The sequence below is a fragment of the Candidatus Chlorohelix allophototropha genome, from assembly GCF_030389965.1.
In the GTDB taxonomy this organism is placed as follows: domain Bacteria; phylum Chloroflexota; class Chloroflexia; order Chloroheliales; family Chloroheliaceae; genus Chlorohelix; species Chlorohelix allophototropha.
Map to the genome: position 1 here is coordinate 141,795 of NZ_CP128400.1, position 23,201 is coordinate 164,995.

Below are 23,201 nucleotides of genomic sequence, written 5' to 3' on the forward strand. Positions count from 1 at the left end.
GTCTAGACTCCTTTGCGCGCTTCGCTAATTACTTCTTCCGATGTTGGCAGGTTATTTTCTTTGGATGGGTCATTCATCGGTTCTTGCCCACTACCGCGCATCCAATCAGACAACTTCTTGAAAGCTCCAACAATTCCATTAGGCATGTAGAAGACACAGAGTATTATTATCAAGCCGTAGAAAAGCGACTCGAAGTTCTCGATGGAAGTTCCGGTTATATCCCTTAACTGGGTTTTGAGAGATTTTGTAAGTTCAGGCAGGATTACCAGCAAGCCTGAGCCGATAACTGCTCCGGGGATTGAGCCTAAACCGCCCAGAATGATGGCAGTCAGAAAGAGTATTGACTCTGCTGCGCCGAATTGCAAGTCTTTAGCATCGAGTTGCCCAATCTGTGCCATATACATAGACCCGGCTACCCCGGCGAATACTCCGCTAAGGGAAAATGCCAGCACTTTATAGCGCCCAATATGCACCCCCATTGCTTGTGCTGCCGTTTCGCTATCACGAATGGCGCGGAACGCTCTCCCGGTGCGGCTTCTCCACAACCCTATCGCCAGAAATACCATTACAGCAGCGATAATAAGAAAGAGATAGTATCTTGAGAGGTCGTCTCTTTTGGTAAACTCGAATATAGGAAGATATTGTTTTTCAACCTTCACCACCCCTAGTTTGGTAGCTAGGTCGTTCGGGTCGTTGAAGATGTCATTAAATTGCTCGTTAAGCGATAGAAATTCTGGCACGGCTACTGCGAAGCCAAAAGTTGCTACCGCTAGATAAGAGCCACTCAGTTTTAACGCCGGGAGACCTAGCAATAAGCCGATTAATCCCCCGACTATAGCGGCAAAAACGATGGCAATTGGGTAAGGTAAAGAGACTTTTACTACCAGATAGGCTGCCGCATAACCGCCAAAGGCAAATATAGCAGAATGTCCTAGCGAAATCATCCCGGTTAAACCTACCAACAGATTCAAGCCAATCGCAATCACACTCAAAATAACCCATTGACTAAGCAATGAATAGGTGTAGTTGTTACCTTGAAACATTGGAATTACGGTGATTGTTACCGGCAATGTGATCAGAAATATGCCTAGCAAGGGTAAACCGATATAGGGTTTTCGCAACAAATCGTAAATTATATTGGATATTTTATTCATTGTTTTGAAACCCCTATACTTTCTTTCTAACGACTTTGCCGAATAAGCCGTTAGGTCTGAAGGTAAGTACCACTACGATAATCAGAAACGCGAGCATTGATCGCAAGCCATCAGGTAGGTAGAAGCCCACTAAATTATCAATAATCCCTACCAACAACCCCCCTGCTACCGCACCTACCAAACTGGTCATACCGCCAAGTACCGCCCCGGCAAAGGAAAGAACTGCCACATTAGCCATCATCAGCGGCGACAGTGAAATTTTTGGCGCAACCAGTACCCCGGCGATTGCCAATAGCATCATGGCAATCATCCAAGTTAACCCGGTCAGAAAGCCTACATTTACGCCCATGAGTTTGGCGGTGGTAGGATTTTGAGCCATTGCACGCATTGCGGTGCCGACCAGCGTAAATTTGAAAAAAAGATAGAGCAGTAGCGATAATACCGCCCCGATAAGCATTGCGGTGATCATTTCACCCGTTATCGAGATGAAAGAATTGTCCACATTAATGCGGATGTCCGCACTTTTGACCACATCCAGTTGAGAAAATGGTTTGTTATCGGCTTTCCAAATGAAACTGGCAAGTCCATAAAGGAAAACACCTAGACCGATAGTGACCATTATTTGGCTTAAAACCGGCGCTTTACTCAAAGGGCGCAATAGTACGCGCTCAATTACCAATCCTAATAAACCGGCAAAAACCAGTGTTAAGAGAATTGCAATTAGATAATTGCCCAATCCGATGGTTTCCGGTAGTGGAATATTACCTTCCCGCCCAACCAAAATACTAAGAGAGGAGAAACAAACAAAGGTAGCGAACATGCCCATTTCGGCAGTTCCAAAGTTAACCACATCAGAAGATTTGTAAATCAGCACGATACTAAGTGCAACTAACGCATAAATGCTACCAAACGTCAGTCCATTAACAATGTTACGTCCAAGTGTAACCAAATCAAAACCCTTGCCACTATCAGCCAAAATGGTTGCCACAGCAGCGCCATGAGCATCAGCAAGGTAGGCAGTAATCAAAGCAGACATTGTCTCCCCCGAGCTATTAAGTTTTAAACCAGTAATATAACTAACTATATGAAGCGTGGGTTTACTTATTCGGAGCCGGTTGCGTACCCGGCATTCTTTCTCTCGACAGCGTGGGATATAAAACTAACCAATCCCTATGATTGTATGAATTATCGCAAAGATTACCATAATATAAGCATCTTTGCACAATTATTCCGTTGTGAAATAGGCTATTTTGACCTTGAAATTATTCAGTAGAGATTAAAAAAATATTAAAAATTGAGTCGGTGTGTTTCTTTCTTTCTGTTTTTCTGAACCTGTCAAACATTAAAACTTGACAGCCCTTGATAAACTGCTTTAATATGGCTTAATTATTGCTCTGCTAATGCTGCTAGATAGTTGTTGAATCTTGCGATGTTGCACGAGTATTTTCAGGGTTATATCAAGTGCAATCAGTAAGATTCAGCGCACATAATAAATGGAGGAACTCTAACATTGAGTAGAAAAAGAACCAACATGCTTGGACCGGGAGGTATGACAATAGCCGCAGGTCTGGGCGGGGTGGTTGTTCTCTTTCTGTTGTGGCAGTTCGTTATACCATTTTTCTTTAGTCGCTCAGAACCCGGAAAAGACACAAAGCCTTTGATTACGGGCAAGGTTCTCGATTCTGTTACCGGTTCTCCGGTTCTAAGCGCTACCATAATGGCGGGTAACAATAAGCTGGCTGAAGTAGATTTTAGTGGCACTTTTACTATAACTCAATCGCTTCCACAGAGTCCTGTAAATGTGGTCGCCCCCGGTTATATCCCTGCCGCTTTATCCATTAAGCAACCCTCTTTGTCTATGCAACTTAAGCCCAATATTCTCAATGGGCAACTTATAGATACCGATACCCAGAAGCCAATTGCAGATCGTTTAGTGCAATCTAGCAGCCTTGGTAGCGTCATCACGGATGCGGAAGGGCGCTTTACCTTCTCGCGTATTACTGCTGATGAGAAGCTAAAAGTGCAGCTTATCGGCTATGAGAAGACGGAAGTGCCGGTGGATCTCACCAAACTGGATTCGGTTATGACCATTCCAGTGCGTTCAACCGTTCTCAGTGGGCAGATTCTGGATGTCGAAACCGGCAAGGGTGTGCCAAACGCCTATCTTTCTATTGTGGGAAGCACTACCGCCGCAGGAAGTGGTAGCAGTGTATCCGGCGATCGTAGCGGCAAATATTATATGAATGATGCCCCGCGTGGTGCGGGTGTGCAACTTAAAATACGCGCCCCCGGCTATAAAATACAAACCTTCCCGATAGACCAAGCCGCTAAAGCTGATATAAAACTTGTGCCCTTCAAGTTTCAGGGTGTTGAAGTACCGGGCATTTTTGCGCTCAAACCTAACTATGATACCCTTTTCACTCCGTACCTTGAATTGGCGCGGCAGGGCAAGATAAATGCCATCGTGGTAGATATGAAGCACGATGATACCGGTAAACTCCTATTCGACAGCAAAAATCCTCTTGCTAATCAGTTGGGGCTAATTTATGATGTGAATAGTTATCCCCGCAAAGATTTAATTGATGTTCCCAAACTGCTGGACGATGCTCATAAAGCAGGTCTATATGTAGTAGCCCGCATGGTAGTTTATCGTGACCCGGCGCTTGCCAAAGCCAAACCGGAGTGGGCGTTGCGTAACCGCAATACCGGGCAGCCTTGGAAAGATTTGAGTGACTTGGTATGGCCCAACCCACTCATACCCGAAGTGGGCGATTATAACGTAGAAATTGCCAAAGAAATCGCCGGACTTGGATTCGATGAATTACAATTCGACTATATTCGCTTTCCCACCGATGGTAAATTGGCTGATGTTGATTATGGCAACGGGCTTTCGTGGTCGGTACTGGGTAAGACGGAAAACGAAAAGATGCGTACCAACGTTATCGAGCGCACCGTAAGCAAAGCTTATGAAGCTCTACGCTATACCAATACTTATTTTTCGCTGGATGTATTCGGCTATAGTCTATGGTTAAACGATGATGTGGGTATCGGGCAGCAATATAATAACCTGATACTGATGGCGGATTACATTTGCCCGATGGTCTATGCAACCCACTTCCAAAACGGTACGCTTGATCAGACAAAATTTCCCGGTCCGGTAGGGAACTATCCCGGTGAGATTATCACACGTAGCGGCAAGATTTCTAATCTAATTGAGGCTAAGGTGGCAGCAGTGGCACGTTATCGCCCGTGGCTAGAGGATTTCGCGCTACCTCCGGTGAAGCATACTCCTGAACGAGTCAAAGAGCAGATAGATGCAGCAATTGCTACTGGTGCATCCGGTTGGACTCTCTGGAATGCTACCGGAAAGTATTCTACCACTGTTATTCCGTCCGTCCAACGCAGCTAGGAGGTTCTTTTCATATGAGGCGCCGACGACGCGGTCTGAGTTATCTACCGCCAGAACCGACGCGCACTTCTTTTCTTATATACCTGTTGGTAGCAGGTCTTTGTTTTGGTGCGATCTTCTTTTTCAAGAACCAGATAATCAAGCCGGTCAGTGGGAAAATATTGGATGCCTATAGCGGTAAACCCGTTATAGGCGCGACTGTTCTATTGGAAAACGACCAGCGTCTTTCGAAGACTGCCTCTATCAGTAATATCCTTACCACTGTTACCGATCTCGATGGTAGTTTTAGCTTTGATAAGGCTACCGATAACCTCACGCTAAATGTTTCCGCAAACTACTATATTCCAGAAAAAGTCAAAGCTAACCCATCTGCTACTATTTCAATATCCTTGCGCCCCAGTATTTTGCGCGGCATTGTTAAAGACTCGCAGGGTAAAGCGATTGCACATGCCAGTGTTACCTCCGGCGACAAAAATGTTTTGACCGATTTGGATGGTTCTTATGTCATTAATGATGTACCGGAAGAGGGACAATTGGTAGTCAAAGCTGCCGGGTACAAACCTGCCACTGTAGCATTCAAGCGTACTCAAACGCAGGATGTAACCGTTAAGAATCTTGTGGTTAAGGGCATTTATCTGCGGGCGGCGGTAGTTGCCGATGGAGCGAATTTCCAGAATATACTGAACCTGATTTCAGTCACCGAGTTGAATACAGTTGTCATTGACCTGAAAGATTCTAACGGTTGGACTTACTACGACAGTAAAAACCCTTTGGCACGACCCGCCCCTGAGGGTAAAGGGAAAATCCCCAATTTGCCTGCGGTGGTGAAAAGCCTGAAGGAAAAGGATATTTATACTATCGCCCGTATTTCGGTATTTCAGGATGCCAGCCTGACCGATGTTAAACCGGAATGGGCTATCAAAAGCCGTAGCACTGGCAAATTATGGGCGGATTCGGCTCGTTTTAACTGGGCAAATCCTTATTTAAAAGAGGTTTGGGATTATAATATTGACCTTGCCAGAGAGGCAGCCGCTTCCGGTTTCGATGAAATCCAGTTTGCTTTCGTACAATTTCCTGCTTCCGGGCAAATTGCCGATATTGACTACGGGCGTTCCAGTAATACTGAATCGCGGGTTTTAAGCATAAACGGTTTCCTGAAAGAGGCAAACTTGCAGCTAAACAAACTGGGGGTTTTTGTTTCGGTTGAGGTAATGGGGCAAAGTGTGTTGGAAAGCGGTGATCTCGGTATCGGGCAGGATATCTCCCAAATTGCCGATCAAGTGGATTATATTTCTCCGGTGCTTTTCCCCAGCTATTTTGGAGCTAACAGTTTTGGTTTTGCTAACCCTGCCTCCCAACCCTATGAGGTTATTAATAAGAGCCTGACCTATGCTCGCACTAAACTGGAGGGAAAACGCGCCCAAATGCGCCCTTGGTTGCAGGACTTTAGCGCAGAAGGTTCAACTTACAATGCGCCTGAAGTACGCGCCGAAATTCAGGCGACAGAAGATGTAGCAACAAATAACAAGGTGGTAGCAAACTGGCTGTTGTGGAACTCGGAAGCGCGTTATACTGCTGCTGCTCTTCGTAAAAAGTAGAGAAAGAGATTATGAGCCAGACCCCCGAAGAAAAAGAAGTGCTGGATTTTTTGCAAAATCATATCAAGGCTATCATGGCGAATGATACTGCCACTTATACTGCTACCACCAGCCCCGATCTTTCGCTCTATGAATGGTATATAATGCCACATCGTATTGATGGGCTGGATTTCCACTACTTTATAATGAATGAAGCCGCTCGACGTGGCACAAATTTTCAGGCGCAGGTTAGCGGAGAAGAGGCTTCCACCGAGAAGCCGCACACCCGCTATGACCTTTGCAACTTGCGCTTACAACTTTATGGAGATACGGCTATTGCCAGCTATACTCTTTTGCAAACCACCGGAACCGCGCTTGGCGTGACTACTTCCAGCCATCACGAATCGCGGGTGATGCTAAAACGTGACGGTCAGTGGCAAGTAGTACATGTACATAAAAGCCCTTCATGGAGCGCACCCTATATGCCTCCTGTGCGGTAGCTTAGCATGAAACTCAGACTCACCTTAACCCCTGTGATTATAGCTTTGGTGATGCTGTGTGCGGCGTTGGCTGCCGAGTTGCTGCGCCCTGCCTTTGTAATTGATTTTGGCGGGGACGACCGGATTGACCAGTTATATTTTCAGGTTGATCAGGACGGCTTTTACAATCCTGAAAAACGCCCCGGCGCAGACCCCAACTACCGTTGGATTGGCAAGGAAGCGGTTTTGCGTCCCCCTTGGACGCTTGAGTCGATTCCTCTAAAAGCTACTTTGCTGGCGACTGCTCCGCGCCCCGATCGAACTCCTGATAAAGTTGGCACCACCCTGAATGTTTACAGCCTGAACGGAACGAACACTGCTAGAATCGGCGCTTACGCATTGATAGGGCTGTTTGAGGGTAGTAAACTCACTTTCCAGATACCTGCCAACCTGATTCCTGATTTCGAGAAACCACGCCTACGCTTTGAAGCCACTGAAACTTACCAACCGGGTAAGGGCGATACCCGCCAACTTTCTGCAATTCTTCTGAATCTTACCTTAGAGCCGGATTATGCTGCATTTGGCTGGAAAGACTGGCTTGGGTTGCTGCTGCGCCCGCTCTTATTAGCAATTATATCGTTGAGTGTTTGGGCTATCGCCGGGCTATTTACGCGGCGCAATGCGGTACGGCTTGTTCTGGAAGTAGGGGCGGGCACAACGTTAGTATCCAGCCTGTTATTTTGGTGGGAAGGGGCAGAGCCTTTTTATGCGCCGTGGGCGGCTCTGCTTCCGCTTGCATGGCTGTTGATATGGCTCTCCGGCAAGTTTGCGGCTGCCGCACCGGGTTTGCCCGCCCCACTGGTGTATGCCGCAACTTTGCTGGCGGGTATGCCGCTGGCACAACTGCTCTTTGGACGAATGCCATGGGATTTGCAGAATCCCAATACGCTTTCGTTTATAGGCTACAGCGCGGCGTTGTTACTTTCACTCGGCGTTTATTTACTGGCACGTTTTCGCTTTGAAACGATCTTCCTGTGGGTGTTTCTAGGCATAACGGCAGCCCTTTATCTTTATACCCATTGGTACGTGTTTGACCAGAACCTTTATCGTGGGGCAGACTTTCGCAATTACTACCGCGCTTTGCTGGATACACAGGAAGGACAACGCGCTCTATATATCATTGATGAAATGGGCGCTGCTCCGGGCAGAGCAATCCGCTCCTCCCCGGCGTTCGCCCTATTTTATGAACCGTTGGTGTGGTTTTTCGGGCGCGATATTGTTTCGGCAATCTTTTGGTGGCGACTGGCAAACGAATTATTGCTGCTGCCCACCGTTCTGATTCTCATGAAAATTTTCAACGCTTTCGTGCCGGGCAAGAAAATGTGGGCGGCGGTTCTATTCCTAACTTTAGGTTTCGGGCAATTCGCCGAAACTATCGCTTATGGGCAGCAAAATAACCTGATACTGTTCGGTTTGGCGTTGACCGCACTATGGGTCAAGCAAAAGCGCGATACTCTGGCGGGTTTAGCTCTTTCTATTCCGGTTTGGGTTAAATTGCTGCCAGCCGTATCGGGAGTATTCTTTCTAATCGAACGTCGCTGGAAGGGTTTAATTGGTCTGGTGTTGGGTGCGTTATTGGTAAACGCTCTGACCATTCCGGTGGTAGGCTGGGATAACTGGTGGTTCTACTTTACCCGCGCAATGTGGAACGTAAACGCGCCCGAATTGGGTATCACTAACCAGTCTTTCTGGGGATTTATGGGGCGGGTGGTTGCGTCGGAAGTGCGTGGCGATTTTACCACCGCTTATCCTGCCGGGCTTGCCCCTGTAGGCTATCTGGTGGCATTATGTGGCTTTGCTTTGACCATGCTGACGGTGTGGCGAGCGCGAGGTGGCAGTGACATATCCCAACAACTTATACTTGGCGCACTAACAGTAGTGGCATTATGGACATCACCTTTTAGCTGGATGCACTACATTGTGCCGGGTCTGGTCGCGTTTGTGGCGTTGGCGGCGGCGTTAAGTACCACCGCAGAATCACGCTCACGCTTGATAATATTCGGTCTGGTCTATGCTGTGCTGGCTTATGGAGGGCGCAACGAATTCTTTTTCACCGAAGCGGTAGGGCTGGAAAAGCTCGGCAGCAGTTATCGCTTCTTCGCTACTTTCGGGCTGTGGGCGCTCAATTTATGGTCGCTATGGCAGCCTGCCTCTGCAACGAAACCTGCCCCTTCTGTCGTTTCTAAAGCGATAGCCTTGCCGCTATCAGCTGATGGACGGGAATAAACCCTCTTACTGTCATCTAAAAGTTTAAAAATGTAGAAAAGTAGTTCAGACTCTGGATTATAATCGTTTAGAATGTATTGAATGTTAAAAAGTTGACAAACATTCGATAGGGCAATAAAATCAGTCCATGATGTTAAATTTTCTTAAAATAGGTAAGGTGGTGAGTTAATGAGCGGGTATCTATCTAAGATTAAAGATCCCTCCGACATTAAACAGTTTTCAATTGCCGAACTCAAAGAGCTGGCTGATGAGTTGCGTACCGCTATTCAAGCGACCGTTTTTAAAACAGGCGGTCACTTCGCCAGCAATTTTGGCACTATTGAGCTTTCAATAGCAATGCATTATGTTTTTAACAGCCCTCGCGATAAGATGGTCTGGGATACTGGGCATCAGGCTTATCCTCACAAACTTCTGACAGGGCGCTATGACCGCTTCGATACTATTCGCCAATATGAGGGCTTGAGCGGTTTCTTGAGCCGTGACGAAAGCGTTCATGACTCGTTTGGGGCAGGGCATGCCAGCACTTCTATTTCCGCCGCTTTTGGTATGGCGATGGGGCGCAACCTCAAAGGCGAAGACTATGATGTAGTTGCTGTTATTGGGGACGGCGCTTTGACAGGTGGTATGGCGTTTGAGGCTCTGAACAACGCCGGGACTCACAAATCTCCCTTTATCGTAGTGTTGAACGATAACGAGATGAGCATTTCCAAGAACGTGGGCGCTCTTTCAAAGTACCTTGACAGAGTACGCGCCGACCCGATGTATTTGCATGCCAAGGATGAGGCAGCGCACGCTCTAAATAAGCTCCCGATGGGTGGCGAGATGGTCACTCTGGCAAAGCGAGTTAAACGCGGGTTTAAAGATTTGGTAGTACCCAACACTATTTGGGAAGAATTGGGTTTTATCGGATTAGGTCCGGTTGATGGTCACGACATCGGACTCCTAATTGAAACTTTTGAATTGGCTCGCAAAACCCGACTGCCCGTTTTTATACATGCCATTACTGTTAAGGGTAAAGGTTGGGCTGAGGCAGAAGCCAGCGTGCAGGGTCGGATTGATTATCACGCCCGCAGCAACAAACTGAGCGCCGCGCCTGCTACAACTGCGCCCAATTATGATAAAGTTTTCGGCAATACCATGTGCAAGATCGCCGAAAAAGATTCTAAAGTGGTAGCGATTACCGCTGCTATGACTGAAGGCACCGGGTTGATTGATTTTGCCAAGCGTTTCCCCGAACGCTTCTTTGATGTAGGTATTGCCGAACAGCATGGGATAACTTTCGCGGCAGGGCTTGCCTGCGAGGGTATCAAACCCGTTGCCGCAATCTACAGTTCTTTCTTGCAACGCGCCTTTGACCAGATTGTACATGATTGCTGCATCCAGAACTTACCGGTAGTATTTGCAATGGATCGCGCCGGATTGGTGGGGGATGATGGACGTACTCATCAGGGGACGCTTGATATTTCCTATCTGCGCTGCCTGCCCAATATCGTCTTGATGGCTCCCAAAGACGAGAACGAATTGCAGCATATGCTCTATACCGCTGTAAACTACGGGCTTGGGCCGGTGGCGGTTCGTTACCCACGCGGCGCTGGTTATGGCGTAGCGATGGATACAGAGTTTAAGAAGCTACCTATCGGTAAGGGGGAAACGTTGCGGCAGGGGAGCGACCTAGCAATTGTGGCATACGGCTCGGAAGTATATCCTGCGCTTGAAGCCGCTACACTTCTGGCAGAGCATGGCGTGGAGGCAGAAGTAATCAATGCCCGTTTTGCTAAGCCACTGGATGAAGAATTATTGCTTGACCTAGCACGCCGCCATACTCGAATCGTTACCGTTGAGGAAGGCTCATTAATTGGCGGTTTTGGTACCGGCTTGCTGGAACTGTTCGAGCAGAAAAATATGCAGAATGTGACGGTAAAGCGTGTGGGTATCCCTGACAAATTTATCGACCACGGACCGCAATCTTTGATACGCGAAAAACTCCAACTTGATGCTCTTGGCATAGCCGACCGAGTACGCGAATTCTACCCGGAACTTGCCAAAGGCTTGCCAGCTACACTTAAATAGGTGGGTTGCGGTATCAATTTCGAGAAAACCCGATTTATATATTAAAAACGGGTGTACAGGATACACAGGATGGAATATAATTCCCTAACCCTGTGTATCCTTTTTAGTGTGGAGTGATTACTATATGTCTGCTACTGATAGTGAAGCGCTGGCAACCAGCGAACGAAAAGTTGAACACTTGCGAATTTGTTTGTATGAAGACGTGCAGGCAAAAGGAATTAGTGCGGGTCTGGAAAGCTATCGCTTTATACATCAGGCGTTACCGGAAATAGACTTGGCAGAGGTTGATCTTTCGCTTGAATTATTCGGGCGCAAGGTTAACGCCCCTATACTCATAAGCTCAATGACCGGGGGCGCAGATTGGGCGGCGCGTATCAATCGCAACTTGGCGTTGGCAGCCGAAAAGTGGGGCGTGGCGATGGGCGTTGGTTCGCAACGTGCCGCTATCGAGGATGCAGCCTTGCGCTATAGCTATGCTATTCGTGAACTCGCCCCCAATATACCGTTGCTTGCCAATATCGGCGCGGTGCAGCTAAATTATGGCTACGGATTGCAACAATGCCTCACGGCGGTACGGATGCTGGAAGCGGACGCGCTTTATTTGCACCTTAACGCCCTACAAGAAGCGGTGCAGCCTGCCGGGAATATCAATTTCAAGGGTTTGTTGGCGAAAATAGGTGAAATGTGCGAGGCGCTGGCAAAACACAATATTCCGGTTATCATCAAAGAGGTAGGCAACGGGCTGTCGCGGGAAGTGTGCCGCAAACTTTATGGAGTCGGCGTAAGCGGCTTTGATGTAGCGGGTAGCGGTGGCACAAGCTGGAGTGAGGTTGAAAAATTTAGGAACAAACGACAGCTTGATCGCAATGCTGCCGGAAATTTCGCCGATTGGGGTATCCCTACCTCACAAAGCGTAATCTGGGCGCGAGAGGCTGCGCCGGAGGCGACCGTAATCGGTAGCGGTGGGATACGCAACGGCGTAGATGTGGCGAAAATCATCGCATTGGGTGGCGATGTGGCAGGCTTGGCAATGCCTTTCCTCAAAGCGGCGGAAGAATCGAGTGATGCGGTAGAAGCGGTAATCGAGCAATTGGTACGCGAACTGCGGGTGGCGATGTTTTGCATCGGCGCAAAGGATTTGAAGGAATTGCGCGAAACCCCCCATTTTGTAAGAATATAATCGAACTGGAAAAGTAGAATAATGGCGACCAAAGTTACAATAAAAAATCTGGAAGGCACACGCGATTTTTACCCCGATAAAATGCGCTGGCGAAATTGGCTGTTCAACCTTTGCCGCGAAGTTTCCGAGCGATACGGCTACGAGGAATTCGATGGGCCCTTTCTCGAATCGTTCGAGCTTTTCGCCGCCAAATCGGGCGAAGAACTGGTAAACGAGCAGACTTATACTTTCGAGACTAAAGGCGGCGACAAGGTGGCGATTCGCCCCGAAATGACCCCGACTCTGGCGCGAATGGTAGCGGCGAAACAGAACGAGTTACGTAAGCCCATTCGCTGGTATACCATCCCCAACATCTGGCGGCACGAACGGGCGCAACGCGGACGCAAGCGCGAATTTTACCAATATAACGTTGATATTCTGGGCGTGGATAGCATTGATGCCGATGCCGAGATTATGGCGGTGGTAATCGACATTATGCGAGCGGTAGGGCTGGACAAGCAAGATATAAAGGTGCGGGTCAGCAACCGCTATTATCTGGAAGAACTATTGAATAGCCTCGGTGTTGACCTTAGTTTGAAAGAGCAGGTTTATCGCTGGATTGACCGCATCGAGAAAATTAAGCCCGAAGCTTTTCGCGCCAATTTGCTGGAAGTGGGACTAAATGAGCAACAGGTCGAAGGACTGGAAGCTCGCCTGCGCAGCCGCGATTTCAGCGGCTTCAAGCCGTTGGAGGAGTTCTGGGAGAAAGCTAAACAATACGGTTACGCCGAACTGCTGGAGTTTGATCCTAGCATCGTGCGCGGTTTGCTCTACTACACCGGAACAGTCTTTGAGGTGTGGGATGCCACCAAACGCTTTACCCGCGCTATCATGGGCGGTGGTCGCTATGACAATCTGGTGAATGCGGTGGGTGGGCAACCTCTCGCAGGCGTGGGTATTGCCTTCAGCGATGTGGTGATGGAGGAAATGCTAACTCAAGTTGGTAAGATGCCGGAATTGCCGCGCCAACTTGATGTTTACGTGGCGCAATATTCGGCGGCAGAACGTCCAGAGTCTATTAAGGTGGCTACTATATTGCGCGAAGCAGGCTTGAAAACCGAGCTTAACCTGCTCAATCATGATTTGGGCAAGCAACTGAAAGCTGCTAGCGCGTGCGGGGCGCGTTTCGCGGTTATTCTTGCGCCTGAAGAACTGGCAAGGGGCGAGGTTAATGTCAAAAATCTGCTCACTCGCGAACAATTCAGCGTGCCACTAGGCAAGCTGATTGCGACCATCAAAGCTTGATTGCCTATGTCACTTGATTTGTTGGTTTCCGGGGCGCGCTCGTTGCTCAATCTCGAATTGACGGAGGCGCAACTTGCCCTTTTCCAGTTGTACTATGAAACGTTAGTGGACTGGAACGAGCGTGTCAATCTGACCTCTATTACTACCTACGAGGATGTGCAATTAAAGCACTTCCTCGATTCGTTGACTCTTGCCAGTCCCAAACTACGCGGCGACCCTCCCGGTTTTGCCCTCGACCTAAACAGTGCGGCGTTGGTGGATATTGGCGCGGGCGCAGGCTTTCCCGGTGTGCCCCTCAAAATCCTCTATCCCGGCTTGAAATTGACGCTGTCCGATTCGGTTGGCAAGAAAACCGCTTTTCTAACGCATCTGGTGGAAAAATTACAGTTGCGCGAGGTGCAAATAATTAACGGACGCGCCGAAGAATTGGGGCAAAATCCGGCGCATCGCCAAAAATACCAGATTGCTACCGGGCGAGCGGTAGCGGCTCTCAACGTGCTGTCAGAATATTGCTTGCCTCTGTGTAAGGTGGGCGGGTTATTCATTGCTCCCAAGAAGGGCGATTTGTTTGAAGAATTAAAAGCGGGCGCGCCAGTTGTGCCGAAATTGGGCGGGCAATTACGCCAAACCCCCATCTTTGATTTACCCGGTGAGGAGAAAAGTGGGCGGCGGCTGATTGTGGCGCAGAAAATCGCGCCTACCCCTGCTGCTTATCCTCGCGGTGTGGGTGTTCCTGCCAAAACCCCACTAATATCGTTGCAAAGTTAAGCTGGTGTATCCTCATTGAAAATCTGCTTGGCATCTTTGTGAGTGAGTTTCCAACAAATCCCGTTTTTAGCCAAATTGTTACACCAATATTTCCCCGAACTGTTCACGGGTGAGGCGATAAGGCTGCCATTCTTCAATATGGCGCGCGCCCATCCGGCGATAGAATTTCTGGGCATGGGTATTCCAATCCAACACCGTCCATTCCATGCGCCCACACTCGCGTTTTTGGGCTTCTGCCACGCAAAAACGAAAGAGGTCGTAACCCACCTTGCTACCGCGATATTCTTTCAGCACGAATAAATCTTCAAGATAAAGGCTAGGACGCGCCAGAAAAGTGGAGTAAGTTTCAAAAATAAAAGCGTAACCCGCCACCACGCCTTCTACTTCTGCCAGAAATATCTCAAAGCGAGGATGCTCACCAAAGGCATGGCTGATTAGCCGTTGTTGCGCTTCTGGGTCAGGCGGTGGCAGTTGCTCAAAATCGGCAAGCGCCTTGATAAGCTCAAGAATTGTTGCCGAATCGGCGGGTGTGGCGGTACGAATATTGGTATGAGTTGAATCAGTTGTCATGAGTTATCCTTTAAAGGGTATATTGCTGCTATCTTTACTTGTCATTCTATCGCTATCGCGGAAAAACCAACCAACTTTTATATGTTTGAAGGATTTCCGCAACTGGTAAGTTAAATTCGCTTACCTTGAGGTGTAATAATTCTTTTTTACTGTCAGGGGCTAAGCATTTTTACTTTACAATCTCGACCTAATACAGTCAATGATTGGAGAATTAATTTTTCGGCGCTCGCGAACTATACGAATGCTTTTACAGGTTGGTAACTTGTCCTATTGCCGAACTTCTTCTCTCAGCGAATTAAAAAAACCCGAAATCGGTTAAACCATTTTCTTAAAATCTATAGTCACTCCAATCCTTTTCCAATGTTCATCTACTATTATACGTGAGCAAGAGGGGTTATTACCCTCAAAAAATCATTCGGGATTGTTATCACCACGATGCACAGTTTGGTGACTACTAAAGATAAAAGGATCGGTAGCTATATATATGAAAAATTTAACAAATCACGGCATAGATTTACACACCCATACTTTTGCAAGCGATGGGGTATGGTCACCAAAAAGTTTGGTTGAGGCTGCAAAAGCAAATAAAATCGGAATCTTGAGCGTGTGCGACCACGAAACTCTCAGCAGCTTGAAAATGGTTAAAATGTATGCGAAGAAAAATGGAATAGAATTTATCCCTGGTGTGGAAGTAGCAATTAAACACAATGGATCGGTTTATCACTTGTTGATGTATGGCTTTGACACTGAAAATGCTGAAATAAATGCTTTGTTGGAAGAAACCAGATTGAAGCAATGGCACAAAAAACAAATAATGCGCGAAAGACTGGAAATGCGTGGGTATAAAGTAGCAGAATCGCCCTTAGATGCAATTGCGCAGTCCATCTCACCCATTTATGAATTGGCTTGCTCTTTAGAAAATGATGAATTAAATTTCAAACAAGCATGGGCTATTTGCCGCGAAGTAGAACCGGATTACAAAATTGCTCAACCTGCTAAGAAGGTTCTGGAAATTGCTAAAAATGCCGGAGCTATAACCATTCTGGCGCATCCCGGACGAGGCGGAGCAGAAATAGCCTATGCCAGCAACCGGGCTATACTTGAGCTTGTACTACTGGGGTTGGATGGTGTGGAAGCCTACTACCACGCGCACAGCACTTCTGAAGAAGAGCGACTTGTAAAATTAGCCAATCGCTATAATCTGCTGGTAACTTGTGGCTCGGATAGTCACGATGCCAACCGGAAGCCCATAGCTTGGAATCCGGCATTATGCGACCAATTCTTAAAAAGGCTAAATATCAGACCTTTTTCAGTCGCCGCATAATTTTATGAATTTGAACTTTCACTTCAAGAGGTTTTCAGGCAAGGGGCATAAGCCCTTTGTCTGTATATAGAGCCTAGTTCCCGCCCTTTAATTTCAACAATTTTCGATTTATATTTTGAAAAAGATGTGCCAACATACGGCTTTCATCGCGGCGCGGCGCGGCACGTAGCAGGACTGCCCTTAATCGGCTCATCGAATAAGTCAGCCGTTCATCCGCAGAATTAGGGTGTAAGGTTAGTAGCAAATCGGAAAGAGCGGCAAATATCGCTTCCCGGTCAGTTCCGTTTGCAAGCCTTATATCTTCGGAAAGAGCGTTTTGGAGCGCCAGCATCACACTGGCGGGTTCTCCCCAACGTGGCGGAGTGCCTTCGGTATGTACTTGAGCAATGGGTTGCGCCGGAACAGGGTACAAGCTTTCTATTTGTGGGTTAGCTGCCAACCACAATTCGTAGGCTATCACCAATGTTGCTTGAGCAAGGTTCAAGGAGGCATTAAAATCGTCGGTGGGAATAGTCACCAGCGCATGGCAATAATCTAAGGCTTCATTTGGCAAACCGTCATCTTCACGCCCAAAAAGCACTGCGCTAACATTTTGCGGGTCAATTCGATTTGCCTGTAACAGTGTATTTGCCGCATTACGCGGAGTGAGACGCTCACGTTTTACACCGCGTGCGCGCGCGGTAGCGCCAAGCACAAAGCCGCAATCGGCAATAGCCGCTTCTAAAGAGGGGACTCGTTCTATCGCTTCTATCACCGGAGCAGTGTGGTGTGCGATACCCTCAATCCTATGGGGGTCATAAGCCGCAGGCTCAACCAAACGCAAGCGACGCAAACCAAAGTTGCTCATCACCCGTACCACTGCGCCTACATTTATTACATCCTGTGGCTGGTATAAAATCAGCACAACATTATCAAGCAATTCTTTCATTCAATCTTTCCTGAGCGTAAAAATTCGAGCGCAATTATAACATACCATTGACAGGCTCAACATAGGGACATATAATTCTTGTAGACATAACATGATTTTTCAAAATATCAGGTGTTTTGTGCAAGGAAAGCGGCAGATGCGTAAATCAAGTAGCCGGACAATTATAGGATTTCAGCTTGGAGCAGCAATGCTGGCGGGGTTGTTGCTATTTATTACCGCCTTGAGCATGGTCAGCGGTGTAGCAGTGGCGCAACAAGTTTCGCCTATTCAGGTGAAATGGGAAGTGGAAGGCGCACCAACCGAAGGACGTGTAGGGGCGAGATTAACCTTCCCGCGCTTGAAGCTCACCAATAGTGGTACTGTGGCATGGGCAGCTTCGGGGGCAAATGAGCTTAAGGTAGGCTATCGCTGGTTTTATGGCTATGGTGCGCCCGTTGCCAAAACCAACTATGAAGAGGTGCGTGCTAACCTGCCACAAGATATGCCGCCGGGTGGTTCGTTGGTTTATCCTAACTTTCAGGTGGCAGTTCCCAACCTGACCGGAGATTTTGTACTTCACATCGACCTAGTACAACCTAACGATGTGTGGTTGCAAACCAAAGGAGTTAAAGATTTGGTGCTTAATGTAAGTATCAAAGCAAAAGACTCCTCGGTATTATCGGTTGCGGTTAATTCTCTCCCGCTATTCAGCAATTCCAATGTAATCAATCTTTCATGGATTGGTAAGGAAGAAGGCGGTAACGCCGGGATTAGTGGCTATGATGTGCAATTTAAAACCTCAACTGACAACGATTGGTCAAATCTCCTTAGCAATACAAACCTTACCACCACCCAATTCCGAGGCGATAACGCCAAAACTTATCAATTCCGGGTCAAAGCAACCGGTAAATCGGGCAGTATTAGCGCGGTACCGATCACCGGGCAGGTCTTTACTCGTATAGATACACTATCTCCTAGCAGCAATGTGGATTCACTTCCTGCGCTTAGCCCCACCGCTTTTCTGGTGCGCTGGTCAAGCTTCGATAATGTGGATGGTCCTAATACTTCCCTATTCGATGTGCAATATCGCGAAAGCAACGGCGATTGGACTAATTGGCTGAGCGGTACGCCGGGAAATGCCGCCTTATTTCAAGGTCAAACTGGTAAAACCTACCAGTTCCGCGTTCGGGCGATGGATTATGCCGGAAATCGGGGAGAATATCCCACAAACCCACAAGCCAGCACTACCACCAGCGCCAGCCTCAATAGCCTTGCCGGAATTAGCCCCAACCCAACTTCCGCAACCCCACCTAGTGGTGCGACAACTCTATTATTCCCACTGGCAGTTAAAAACGGCGATAACAGCAGCGGCACGATGGGCTATGTAATTTCAAATCCCACCGACAAACCTGCCGATGTGTTCATCCGCTTTAACAATTGGGCGGGTGTGCCTAATACCAAAAAGGTGGGCGATAAAGACGTAGCGATAGATGATAATGAGGCTACCGACACGGCACGAGTGGTAACGCTGCTTGAAACTGTGCCGGCAAAAGGTACTAAAACAGTGTGGGCGGGCAACCTGTATCTTCCGGTCTATAACGGTTGGGCAGCGATTGTCAGTAGCGCCCCTGTAACCGCTTCCGCAGTTCGGCTGGCTTCTGACGGCAAAACTATAGCATATAATCCGGCTGAAACTGGCAACAAACTTTATCTACCCTACATCAAAAAGCAAGATGCTGATACTTCAAGCTATATTTCGCTTGCCAATCCCAGTACCAAAGCAATAACGGTAGAGATAACCTATTACAATGATAGTGGTACAGTAATCTTTACCGAAAAGCGTGATATGGCGCGGTTGTCCAGCCAGCGTTTCAGCCTTGCTTCCTTGAAACTGGCTGACCCTACCTCGCGCTTTACCGGTAGCGCGGTAATTTCTGCACCCTCTCCGGTTGCCGCTACTGTAGAAAATAACCTTGAGGACGGTTCGGTAATAACCTATCCGGCACAGGTAAAAACCACGCAAAGCAGCCCGGATTATACCGTATTTAAGAATACAGATGGTGGTTATACCACTACCGGGGTTATCCAGAATACTACCAATGCTACCGTTACTCTTAAAATTGAATACCAGAACGATAACGGACAGGTAGTAGCTTCGCAGGAGAAACAGCTTTCGCCTTTTGCGCGCTATAACGCTTGGCAGGGTTCGTTGCAAATTGATAAGTTCAGCGGTAAATTCAAAGTCACCGCAACGGGAGGCGAAGTTGCAATTGTGGTACTGGGAGCTGGTCCGGGTATGAAGGATAGGGTATTTCCATAGCATCTCCTTTGTTTTGCCCCACTTCCTGAGCAGGAGTGGGGCTTTTTATAACTGTTTGTTGCTCACGCACTGCAAATATCGCCCTATCAAATAGAATAATTTAAGAACTGTAAATATGCTGAATGCTGAACGTCGTCAGGTTATACTGGAAATTCTAAAGCGCGATGGTCGGGTTTTGGCTTCAGAGTTGAGCCTTAGCCTGAATGTATCAGAGGATACCATCCGCCGCGACTTGCGAGAAATGGGTGAGGCAGGTTTAATTCAGCGTGTACATGGCGGGGCATTGCCGCTTTCGCCCGAAATTTCCCCTTTTAGCACTCGTCAGGAAAATATTTCACAGGCAAAGATTAGAATAGGTAAAGCTGCTGCCGCTTTAATCAAAGATGGTCAAATAGCGCTGCTGGATGGTGGCACCACTGCTTTAGAGGTAGCCCGGCATTTGCCCTCTAATCTCAAAGCCACTATAGTTACCAATAGCCCTCCGGTTGCAATTGCGCTGGCACAACATCCCGCGATTGAACTTATAATGTTAGGTGGACAACTTTATAAAGAATCGTTGGTAACGGTGGGACCTGCTACGCTTGAAGCCTTGAATATGATTAGAGCCGACCTTTATCTATTGGGTATATGCAGCTTGCACCGTCATATTGGAATCAGTACGCCCGAATTGCAGGAAGCCTACATCAAAAGAGCCATGATTGCGTGTTCATCTGAGGTGGTAGCGTTAGCATCAGCCGAAAAGCTCGGCACTGCTTCGAGCTATGTGGTCGGTCCGATTACCGAGCTAACCCATATTGTAACCGAGAAAAACCTGAACGAAGAAATACTAGCCCCTTACCGTTCACTGGGTATAACCATTATAGAAGCTTAGTACAAGCGGTCAGCAAGCTTCCGTTGCGACCTCGGCAGGCGTTCTACTGCCTGCTTGTACACTGAAATGAACCCGTATGGTTATGCCCTGTATTAATCGACTACAGGTAGCCATACTCGGCACAGGGTACCTTTGTTCAGTTCGCTCGCTACTTCTATTCTGCCTTTGTGCGTATCCAGACATTTCTTTACAATCGTCATTCCCAACCCGGTTCCCTCGATGCTGGAAACATTTTTCGCACGATAGAATACATCAAAAAGATGTTTCAAACCTTCCGGGGGTATCCCGATGCCTTCATCCTCGATTTCTACATTAACCTGATTTGTTTCGTAGCCTAACCTGAAATGAACCGTGCTTCCTTCCGCCGAATACTTGATGGCGTTGGTCAACAGGTTCGAGATAATTTGCCGGAGTAATTTGGAATCGCCTTGTAGCAATACCGGAGCAGGTTCAATTTGTAGATCAAATTGATGTTTTGTGCCAATTCCAAGCTGAATCTCCTCCAACATCGTGGCGCAAAACTGGCTGAAATCCATCTCAACCGGATTGAATTCTAGCTTCCCGGCATCAGCTTTATTCAACAGCAACACATCATCCAAAAGCTCGGTCATATTTACCACTGAAAGATAAATGCGCTGGTATAATTCCTGCTTGCGTTCATCTGTCCATTTATGTCCGTAATTCTCCAGCAATTGCGCCGATGAGTTGATAATGGTAAGCGGGGTACGGAACTCGTGTGAGGCGGTGGTGATAAAGAGCGATTTTTGTTGGCTCAGTTCCCGTTCAAGTTGCAGATTCTTTGTTAATTCTTTCTCCCCTGTAACCCGCTCGGTAACATCGAAACTGACACAGATTACGCCGGTTACCCGCCCCTCTGTATCCCTAACGGGCGTATATACCCCTTCAAAGTAGCGATCTCCCATTTTTGTGACGCTCTGAACAATTTCCCCGTGTAAAGCACGTGTGACAGACCCGGTGAATTTATCCAGTAGACATTTGCTAATGTTCATTTGCAAGCTCTGCGCATTTTGCCCGACAAGCATTTTGGGATCAATATTGAAGTAGGAAAGCCCCTTGCCATCCACAAAAGTGAGCTTACCATTGATATCAAAGGCGAACAGAGTCATTGGCACGTTTGAAACCACCGTTCTCAAAAGCTGCTCGCTATTTCGCAAAGCTTCTTCGGCTTTACGGCGTTCGGTAAGGTCGGTGACAACGGCAACTACCCCTGCCAGTTCGCCCTTATTATAGAAAGGGGTGCCGGTAATTGAAACATAGCTATCTGTCTCATCTTTTGTCAGCAATTTACATTCCACAGTAGCGGTTTTGCCGTTAAACCACTGCTGCCGAACTTCCTGCACTTTCTGTAAATAGTCTGGGTGGGCGTATCCTAGCGGGGAGTTGCCGTTCAATTCTTCTGCTGAGTAGCCCATCAGCTTGGTTAAAGCCGGATTAGTATAGCCAAGATCGTTTCCCTTCCACGAAACCGCTAACCCTTGCCCCATATTGTCCATCACTAACTGCGCAAAGTCGCGTTGCTCTTTCAACTCGCGTTCTGCATCTTGGTGCTTGAAAGCGTTGGCAAAAACCTCGGCTACTATCCTGAGCAACACTATATCGTCTTCACTCCAAGCTTTTTGGCGGGTTACGGTTTCAATGGTGATAAAGCCGATAACCTCCTGCTCTACTAATAAAGGAAACTGCACCATAGATTGGATAACCGCTTTTTCAAGTAAAGCTCGGAACGCTTTTGCTTCTTCGGGCAGATCTGCCAGAGTGTCCAGTCGTATAATTTCCCCATTTTTGGTGCGGATATCAGCCCATGATTCTATTGGACGGTTAGCTATAGTCCGATTTCTATCAAGTGAGGCGATACCTTCACTGCGCCATTCAAAATTTCTGATTATACTTTTGCCCTTATCGGTGTAAGTATAAATGTAACACCGTTCTACTCCAAGAAACTGACCGATAGTAGCAAGCGCTTGCCTCATCTCACCATCAATAGCATCAAAGCTGACTCTCAGCAATTTTGATGAGATTCCGCCTACCAGCCTTTCAAAGGCATAACGGGATTGCAATTTCTCTTCTGCCATTTTGCGAGCAGTTACATCTCGTAGAGTAATGATTATGCTCTCTACTTTTCCGGTTGTATCTGAAAAAACCGACTGCCCGCCAATCTCAAGCCAGATATAGTGTCCTTTCTTATGAAGAAACCGGGTAAATATTGGCTCGTGTGCGTCATGCGAATCGCGGTTACTCAACTTGGAGTTAGCAATTAGTTTCACATCATCGGAGTGTATCAGTTCAGGACCCCAAAGCGTTTTTAACTCTTCCGAAGTGTAGCCCAACACCTTTTTGCATGAAGGCGAGGCGTAGAGATATTGGCTATCGCTCGATAGGGCAATAACCACGTCAATGGTGTTTTCTGCCAGCAAGCGGTAACGTTGTTCGCTTTCGCGCAACGCTCTTTCCGCCTCAACTTGCCGTGTTACGTCACGTAGGCTGACGATAAGTTCTAGTGGTTCTCCGGTTTCTTCGGAGAAATAGGGTTGCCCACGTCCTTCCAACCAAACATAATGCCCCTGTTTATGCCGGAAGCGCACCAGTAGGTTGTCGTATAGCTCTTGTTTTTCACGCGCTTTAATGAAAGCAGCGGTTGTATTAGGTAAATCATCCGGATGAATAAAATCAAATCCGTATTTTCCGATCAACTCTTCCGGCGCGTAGCCGACAACCGCTTTAGAAGAAGGGGAAATGTAGGTGTATTTTCCTGTGAAGTTCATTACCACTAGCATATCGCTGATATTTTCCGCCAGAAAACGGTAGCGATGTTGGCTTTCGTGTAGGTCATCCTGGAATATTGAATCCGGTTTGTGCGATAGAGGATTTATAGCTATTTCCTTATGCTGCGAATAAGTGCTAACGTGAAGTGAGTTTGTTGTTTTTTTCATTTCTCGACCTTATTAAAATACCACAAAAATCGCATATTTCACAAATCAATT

General features: G+C 47.5%; 16 protein-coding genes. 11 read left to right on the top strand and 5 right to left on the bottom strand.

The genetic code is table 11. From position 1 onward, the window contains the following. Positions 1-2: 2 nt before the first annotated feature. Positions 3-1,154: a branched-chain amino acid ABC transporter permease gene (locus OZ401_RS13445; RefSeq protein ID WP_341470985.1), complete on the bottom strand. Its 1,152-nt coding sequence runs from the start codon at positions 1,152-1,154 to the stop codon at positions 3-5. 13 nt (positions 1,155-1,167) lie between these two features. After that, positions 1,168-2,190 carry a branched-chain amino acid ABC transporter permease gene (locus tag OZ401_RS13450; protein ID WP_341470986.1) on the bottom strand — a complete coding sequence of 341 codons (1,023 nt, stop codon included), beginning with the start codon at positions 2,188-2,190 and terminating at the stop codon, positions 1,168-1,170. A gap of 474 nt (positions 2,191-2,664) precedes the next feature. Between OZ401_RS13450 and OZ401_RS13455 the strand changes: the two genes are divergently transcribed. The 8 genes from OZ401_RS13455 to rsmG all read left to right on the top strand — a co-directional run bounded on the left by OZ401_RS13455 (position 2,665) and on the right by rsmG (position 14,207). Next, complete coding sequence (locus OZ401_RS13455; protein WP_341470987.1) at positions 2,665-4,563, top strand: putative glycoside hydrolase; 1,899 nt, start codon at positions 2,665-2,667, stop codon at positions 4,561-4,563. A 14-nt stretch (positions 4,564-4,577) separates the two neighbouring features. Next, positions 4,578-6,161 carry a putative glycoside hydrolase gene (locus OZ401_RS13460; RefSeq protein ID WP_341470988.1) on the top strand — a complete coding sequence of 528 codons (1,584 nt, stop codon included), beginning with the start codon at positions 4,578-4,580 and terminating at the stop codon, positions 6,159-6,161. 11 nt (positions 6,162-6,172) lie between these two features. Beyond that, a complete protein-coding gene (locus tag OZ401_RS13465) occupies positions 6,173-6,640 on the top strand; it encodes a nuclear transport factor 2 family protein (protein WP_341470989.1) in 468 nt (155 codons plus the stop codon). 6 nt (positions 6,641-6,646) lie between these two features. Then, a complete protein-coding gene (locus OZ401_RS13470) occupies positions 6,647-8,905 on the top strand; it encodes a glycosyltransferase family 87 protein (protein ID WP_341470990.1) in 2,259 nt (752 codons plus the stop codon). Positions 8,906-9,073: 168 nt separating this feature from the next. Beyond that, positions 9,074-10,975, top strand: coding sequence for a 1-deoxy-D-xylulose-5-phosphate synthase (gene dxs / locus OZ401_RS13475; RefSeq protein ID WP_341470991.1), 1,902 nt, complete (start codon positions 9,074-9,076; stop codon positions 10,973-10,975). 124 nt (positions 10,976-11,099) lie between these two features. Then, positions 11,100-12,155 carry a type 2 isopentenyl-diphosphate Delta-isomerase gene (gene fni, locus OZ401_RS13480; RefSeq protein WP_341470992.1) on the top strand — a complete coding sequence of 352 codons (1,056 nt, stop codon included), beginning with the start codon at positions 11,100-11,102 and terminating at the stop codon, positions 12,153-12,155. 21 nt (positions 12,156-12,176) lie between these two features. After that, entirely contained in the window at positions 12,177-13,439 is a 1,263-nt protein-coding gene (hisS, locus tag OZ401_RS13485; RefSeq protein ID WP_341470993.1) for a histidine--tRNA ligase, read from the top strand. 6 nt (positions 13,440-13,445) lie between these two features. After that, the gene (gene rsmG, locus OZ401_RS13490) at positions 13,446-14,207 is read left to right on the top strand and encodes a 16S rRNA (guanine(527)-N(7))-methyltransferase RsmG (RefSeq protein WP_341470994.1); all 762 of its coding nucleotides are present in this window, start codon (positions 13,446-13,448) and stop codon (positions 14,205-14,207) included. 78 nt (positions 14,208-14,285) lie between these two features. Here rsmG and OZ401_RS13495 read toward each other — a convergent pair whose 3' ends face one another. Further along, positions 14,286-14,777: a GNAT family N-acetyltransferase gene (locus tag OZ401_RS13495; RefSeq protein WP_341470995.1), complete on the bottom strand. Its 492-nt coding sequence runs from the start codon at positions 14,775-14,777 to the stop codon at positions 14,286-14,288. A gap of 484 nt (positions 14,778-15,261) precedes the next feature. Here OZ401_RS13495 and OZ401_RS13500 point away from each other — a divergent pair, with 484 nt between their 5' ends. After that, positions 15,262-16,101 (top strand): PHP domain-containing protein, encoded by an 840-nt coding sequence (locus OZ401_RS13500; protein WP_341470996.1) that lies wholly within the window; start codon positions 15,262-15,264, stop codon positions 16,099-16,101. A 73-nt stretch (positions 16,102-16,174) separates the two neighbouring features. Here OZ401_RS13500 and OZ401_RS13505 read toward each other — a convergent pair whose 3' ends face one another. Continuing rightward, positions 16,175-17,029: an RNA methyltransferase gene (locus OZ401_RS13505; protein ID WP_341470997.1), complete on the bottom strand. Its 855-nt coding sequence runs from the start codon at positions 17,027-17,029 to the stop codon at positions 16,175-16,177. A gap of 136 nt (positions 17,030-17,165) precedes the next feature. Between OZ401_RS13505 and OZ401_RS13510 the strand changes: the two genes are divergently transcribed. Both OZ401_RS13510 and OZ401_RS13515 read left to right on the top strand, forming a co-directional pair. After that, positions 17,166-19,328, top strand: a complete 2,163-nt coding sequence (locus tag OZ401_RS13510) for a phage tail protein (RefSeq protein WP_341470998.1) — start codon at positions 17,166-17,168, stop codon at positions 19,326-19,328. A 115-nt stretch (positions 19,329-19,443) separates the two neighbouring features. Further along, the gene (locus tag OZ401_RS13515; RefSeq protein WP_341470999.1) at positions 19,444-20,199 is read left to right on the top strand and encodes a DeoR/GlpR family DNA-binding transcription regulator; all 756 of its coding nucleotides are present in this window, start codon (positions 19,444-19,446) and stop codon (positions 20,197-20,199) included. A gap of 92 nt (positions 20,200-20,291) precedes the next feature. On the opposite strand, the gene OZ401_RS13520 is transcribed toward OZ401_RS13515, so the two are convergent. After that, complete coding sequence (locus OZ401_RS13520; RefSeq protein WP_341471000.1) at positions 20,292-23,150, bottom strand: PAS domain S-box protein; 2,859 nt, start codon at positions 23,148-23,150, stop codon at positions 20,292-20,294. Positions 23,151-23,201: the final 51 nt, after the last annotated feature.

Coding starts and splice junctions, on each gene's coding strand:
- OZ401_RS13445 (WP_341470985.1), bottom strand. CDS start 1,154: ATGAATAAAATATCCAATATAATTTACGATTTGTTGCGAAAACCCTAT.
- OZ401_RS13450 (WP_341470986.1), bottom strand. CDS start 2,190: ATGTCTGCTTTGATTACTGCCTACCTTGCTGATGCTCATGGCGCTGCT.
- OZ401_RS13460 (WP_341470988.1), top strand. CDS start 4,578: ATGAGGCGCCGACGACGCGGTCTGAGTTATCTACCGCCAGAACCGACG.
- OZ401_RS13465 (WP_341470989.1), top strand. CDS start 6,173: ATGAGCCAGACCCCCGAAGAAAAAGAAGTGCTGGATTTTTTGCAAAAT.
- OZ401_RS13470 (WP_341470990.1), top strand. CDS start 6,647: ATGAAACTCAGACTCACCTTAACCCCTGTGATTATAGCTTTGGTGATG.
- dxs (WP_341470991.1), top strand. CDS start 9,074: ATGAGCGGGTATCTATCTAAGATTAAAGATCCCTCCGACATTAAACAG.
- fni (WP_341470992.1), top strand. CDS start 11,100: ATGTCTGCTACTGATAGTGAAGCGCTGGCAACCAGCGAACGAAAAGTT.
- hisS (WP_341470993.1), top strand. CDS start 12,177: ATGGCGACCAAAGTTACAATAAAAAATCTGGAAGGCACACGCGATTTT.
- rsmG (WP_341470994.1), top strand. CDS start 13,446: ATGTCACTTGATTTGTTGGTTTCCGGGGCGCGCTCGTTGCTCAATCTC.
- OZ401_RS13495 (WP_341470995.1), bottom strand. CDS start 14,777: ATGACAACTGATTCAACTCATACCAATATTCGTACCGCCACACCCGCC.
- OZ401_RS13500 (WP_341470996.1), top strand. CDS start 15,262: ATGAAAAATTTAACAAATCACGGCATAGATTTACACACCCATACTTTT.
- OZ401_RS13505 (WP_341470997.1), bottom strand. CDS start 17,029: ATGAAAGAATTGCTTGATAATGTTGTGCTGATTTTATACCAGCCACAG.
- OZ401_RS13510 (WP_341470998.1), top strand. CDS start 17,166: ATGCGTAAATCAAGTAGCCGGACAATTATAGGATTTCAGCTTGGAGCA.
- OZ401_RS13515 (WP_341470999.1), top strand. CDS start 19,444: ATGCTGAATGCTGAACGTCGTCAGGTTATACTGGAAATTCTAAAGCGC.
- OZ401_RS13520 (WP_341471000.1), bottom strand. CDS start 23,150: ATGAAAAAAACAACAAACTCACTTCACGTTAGCACTTATTCGCAGCAT.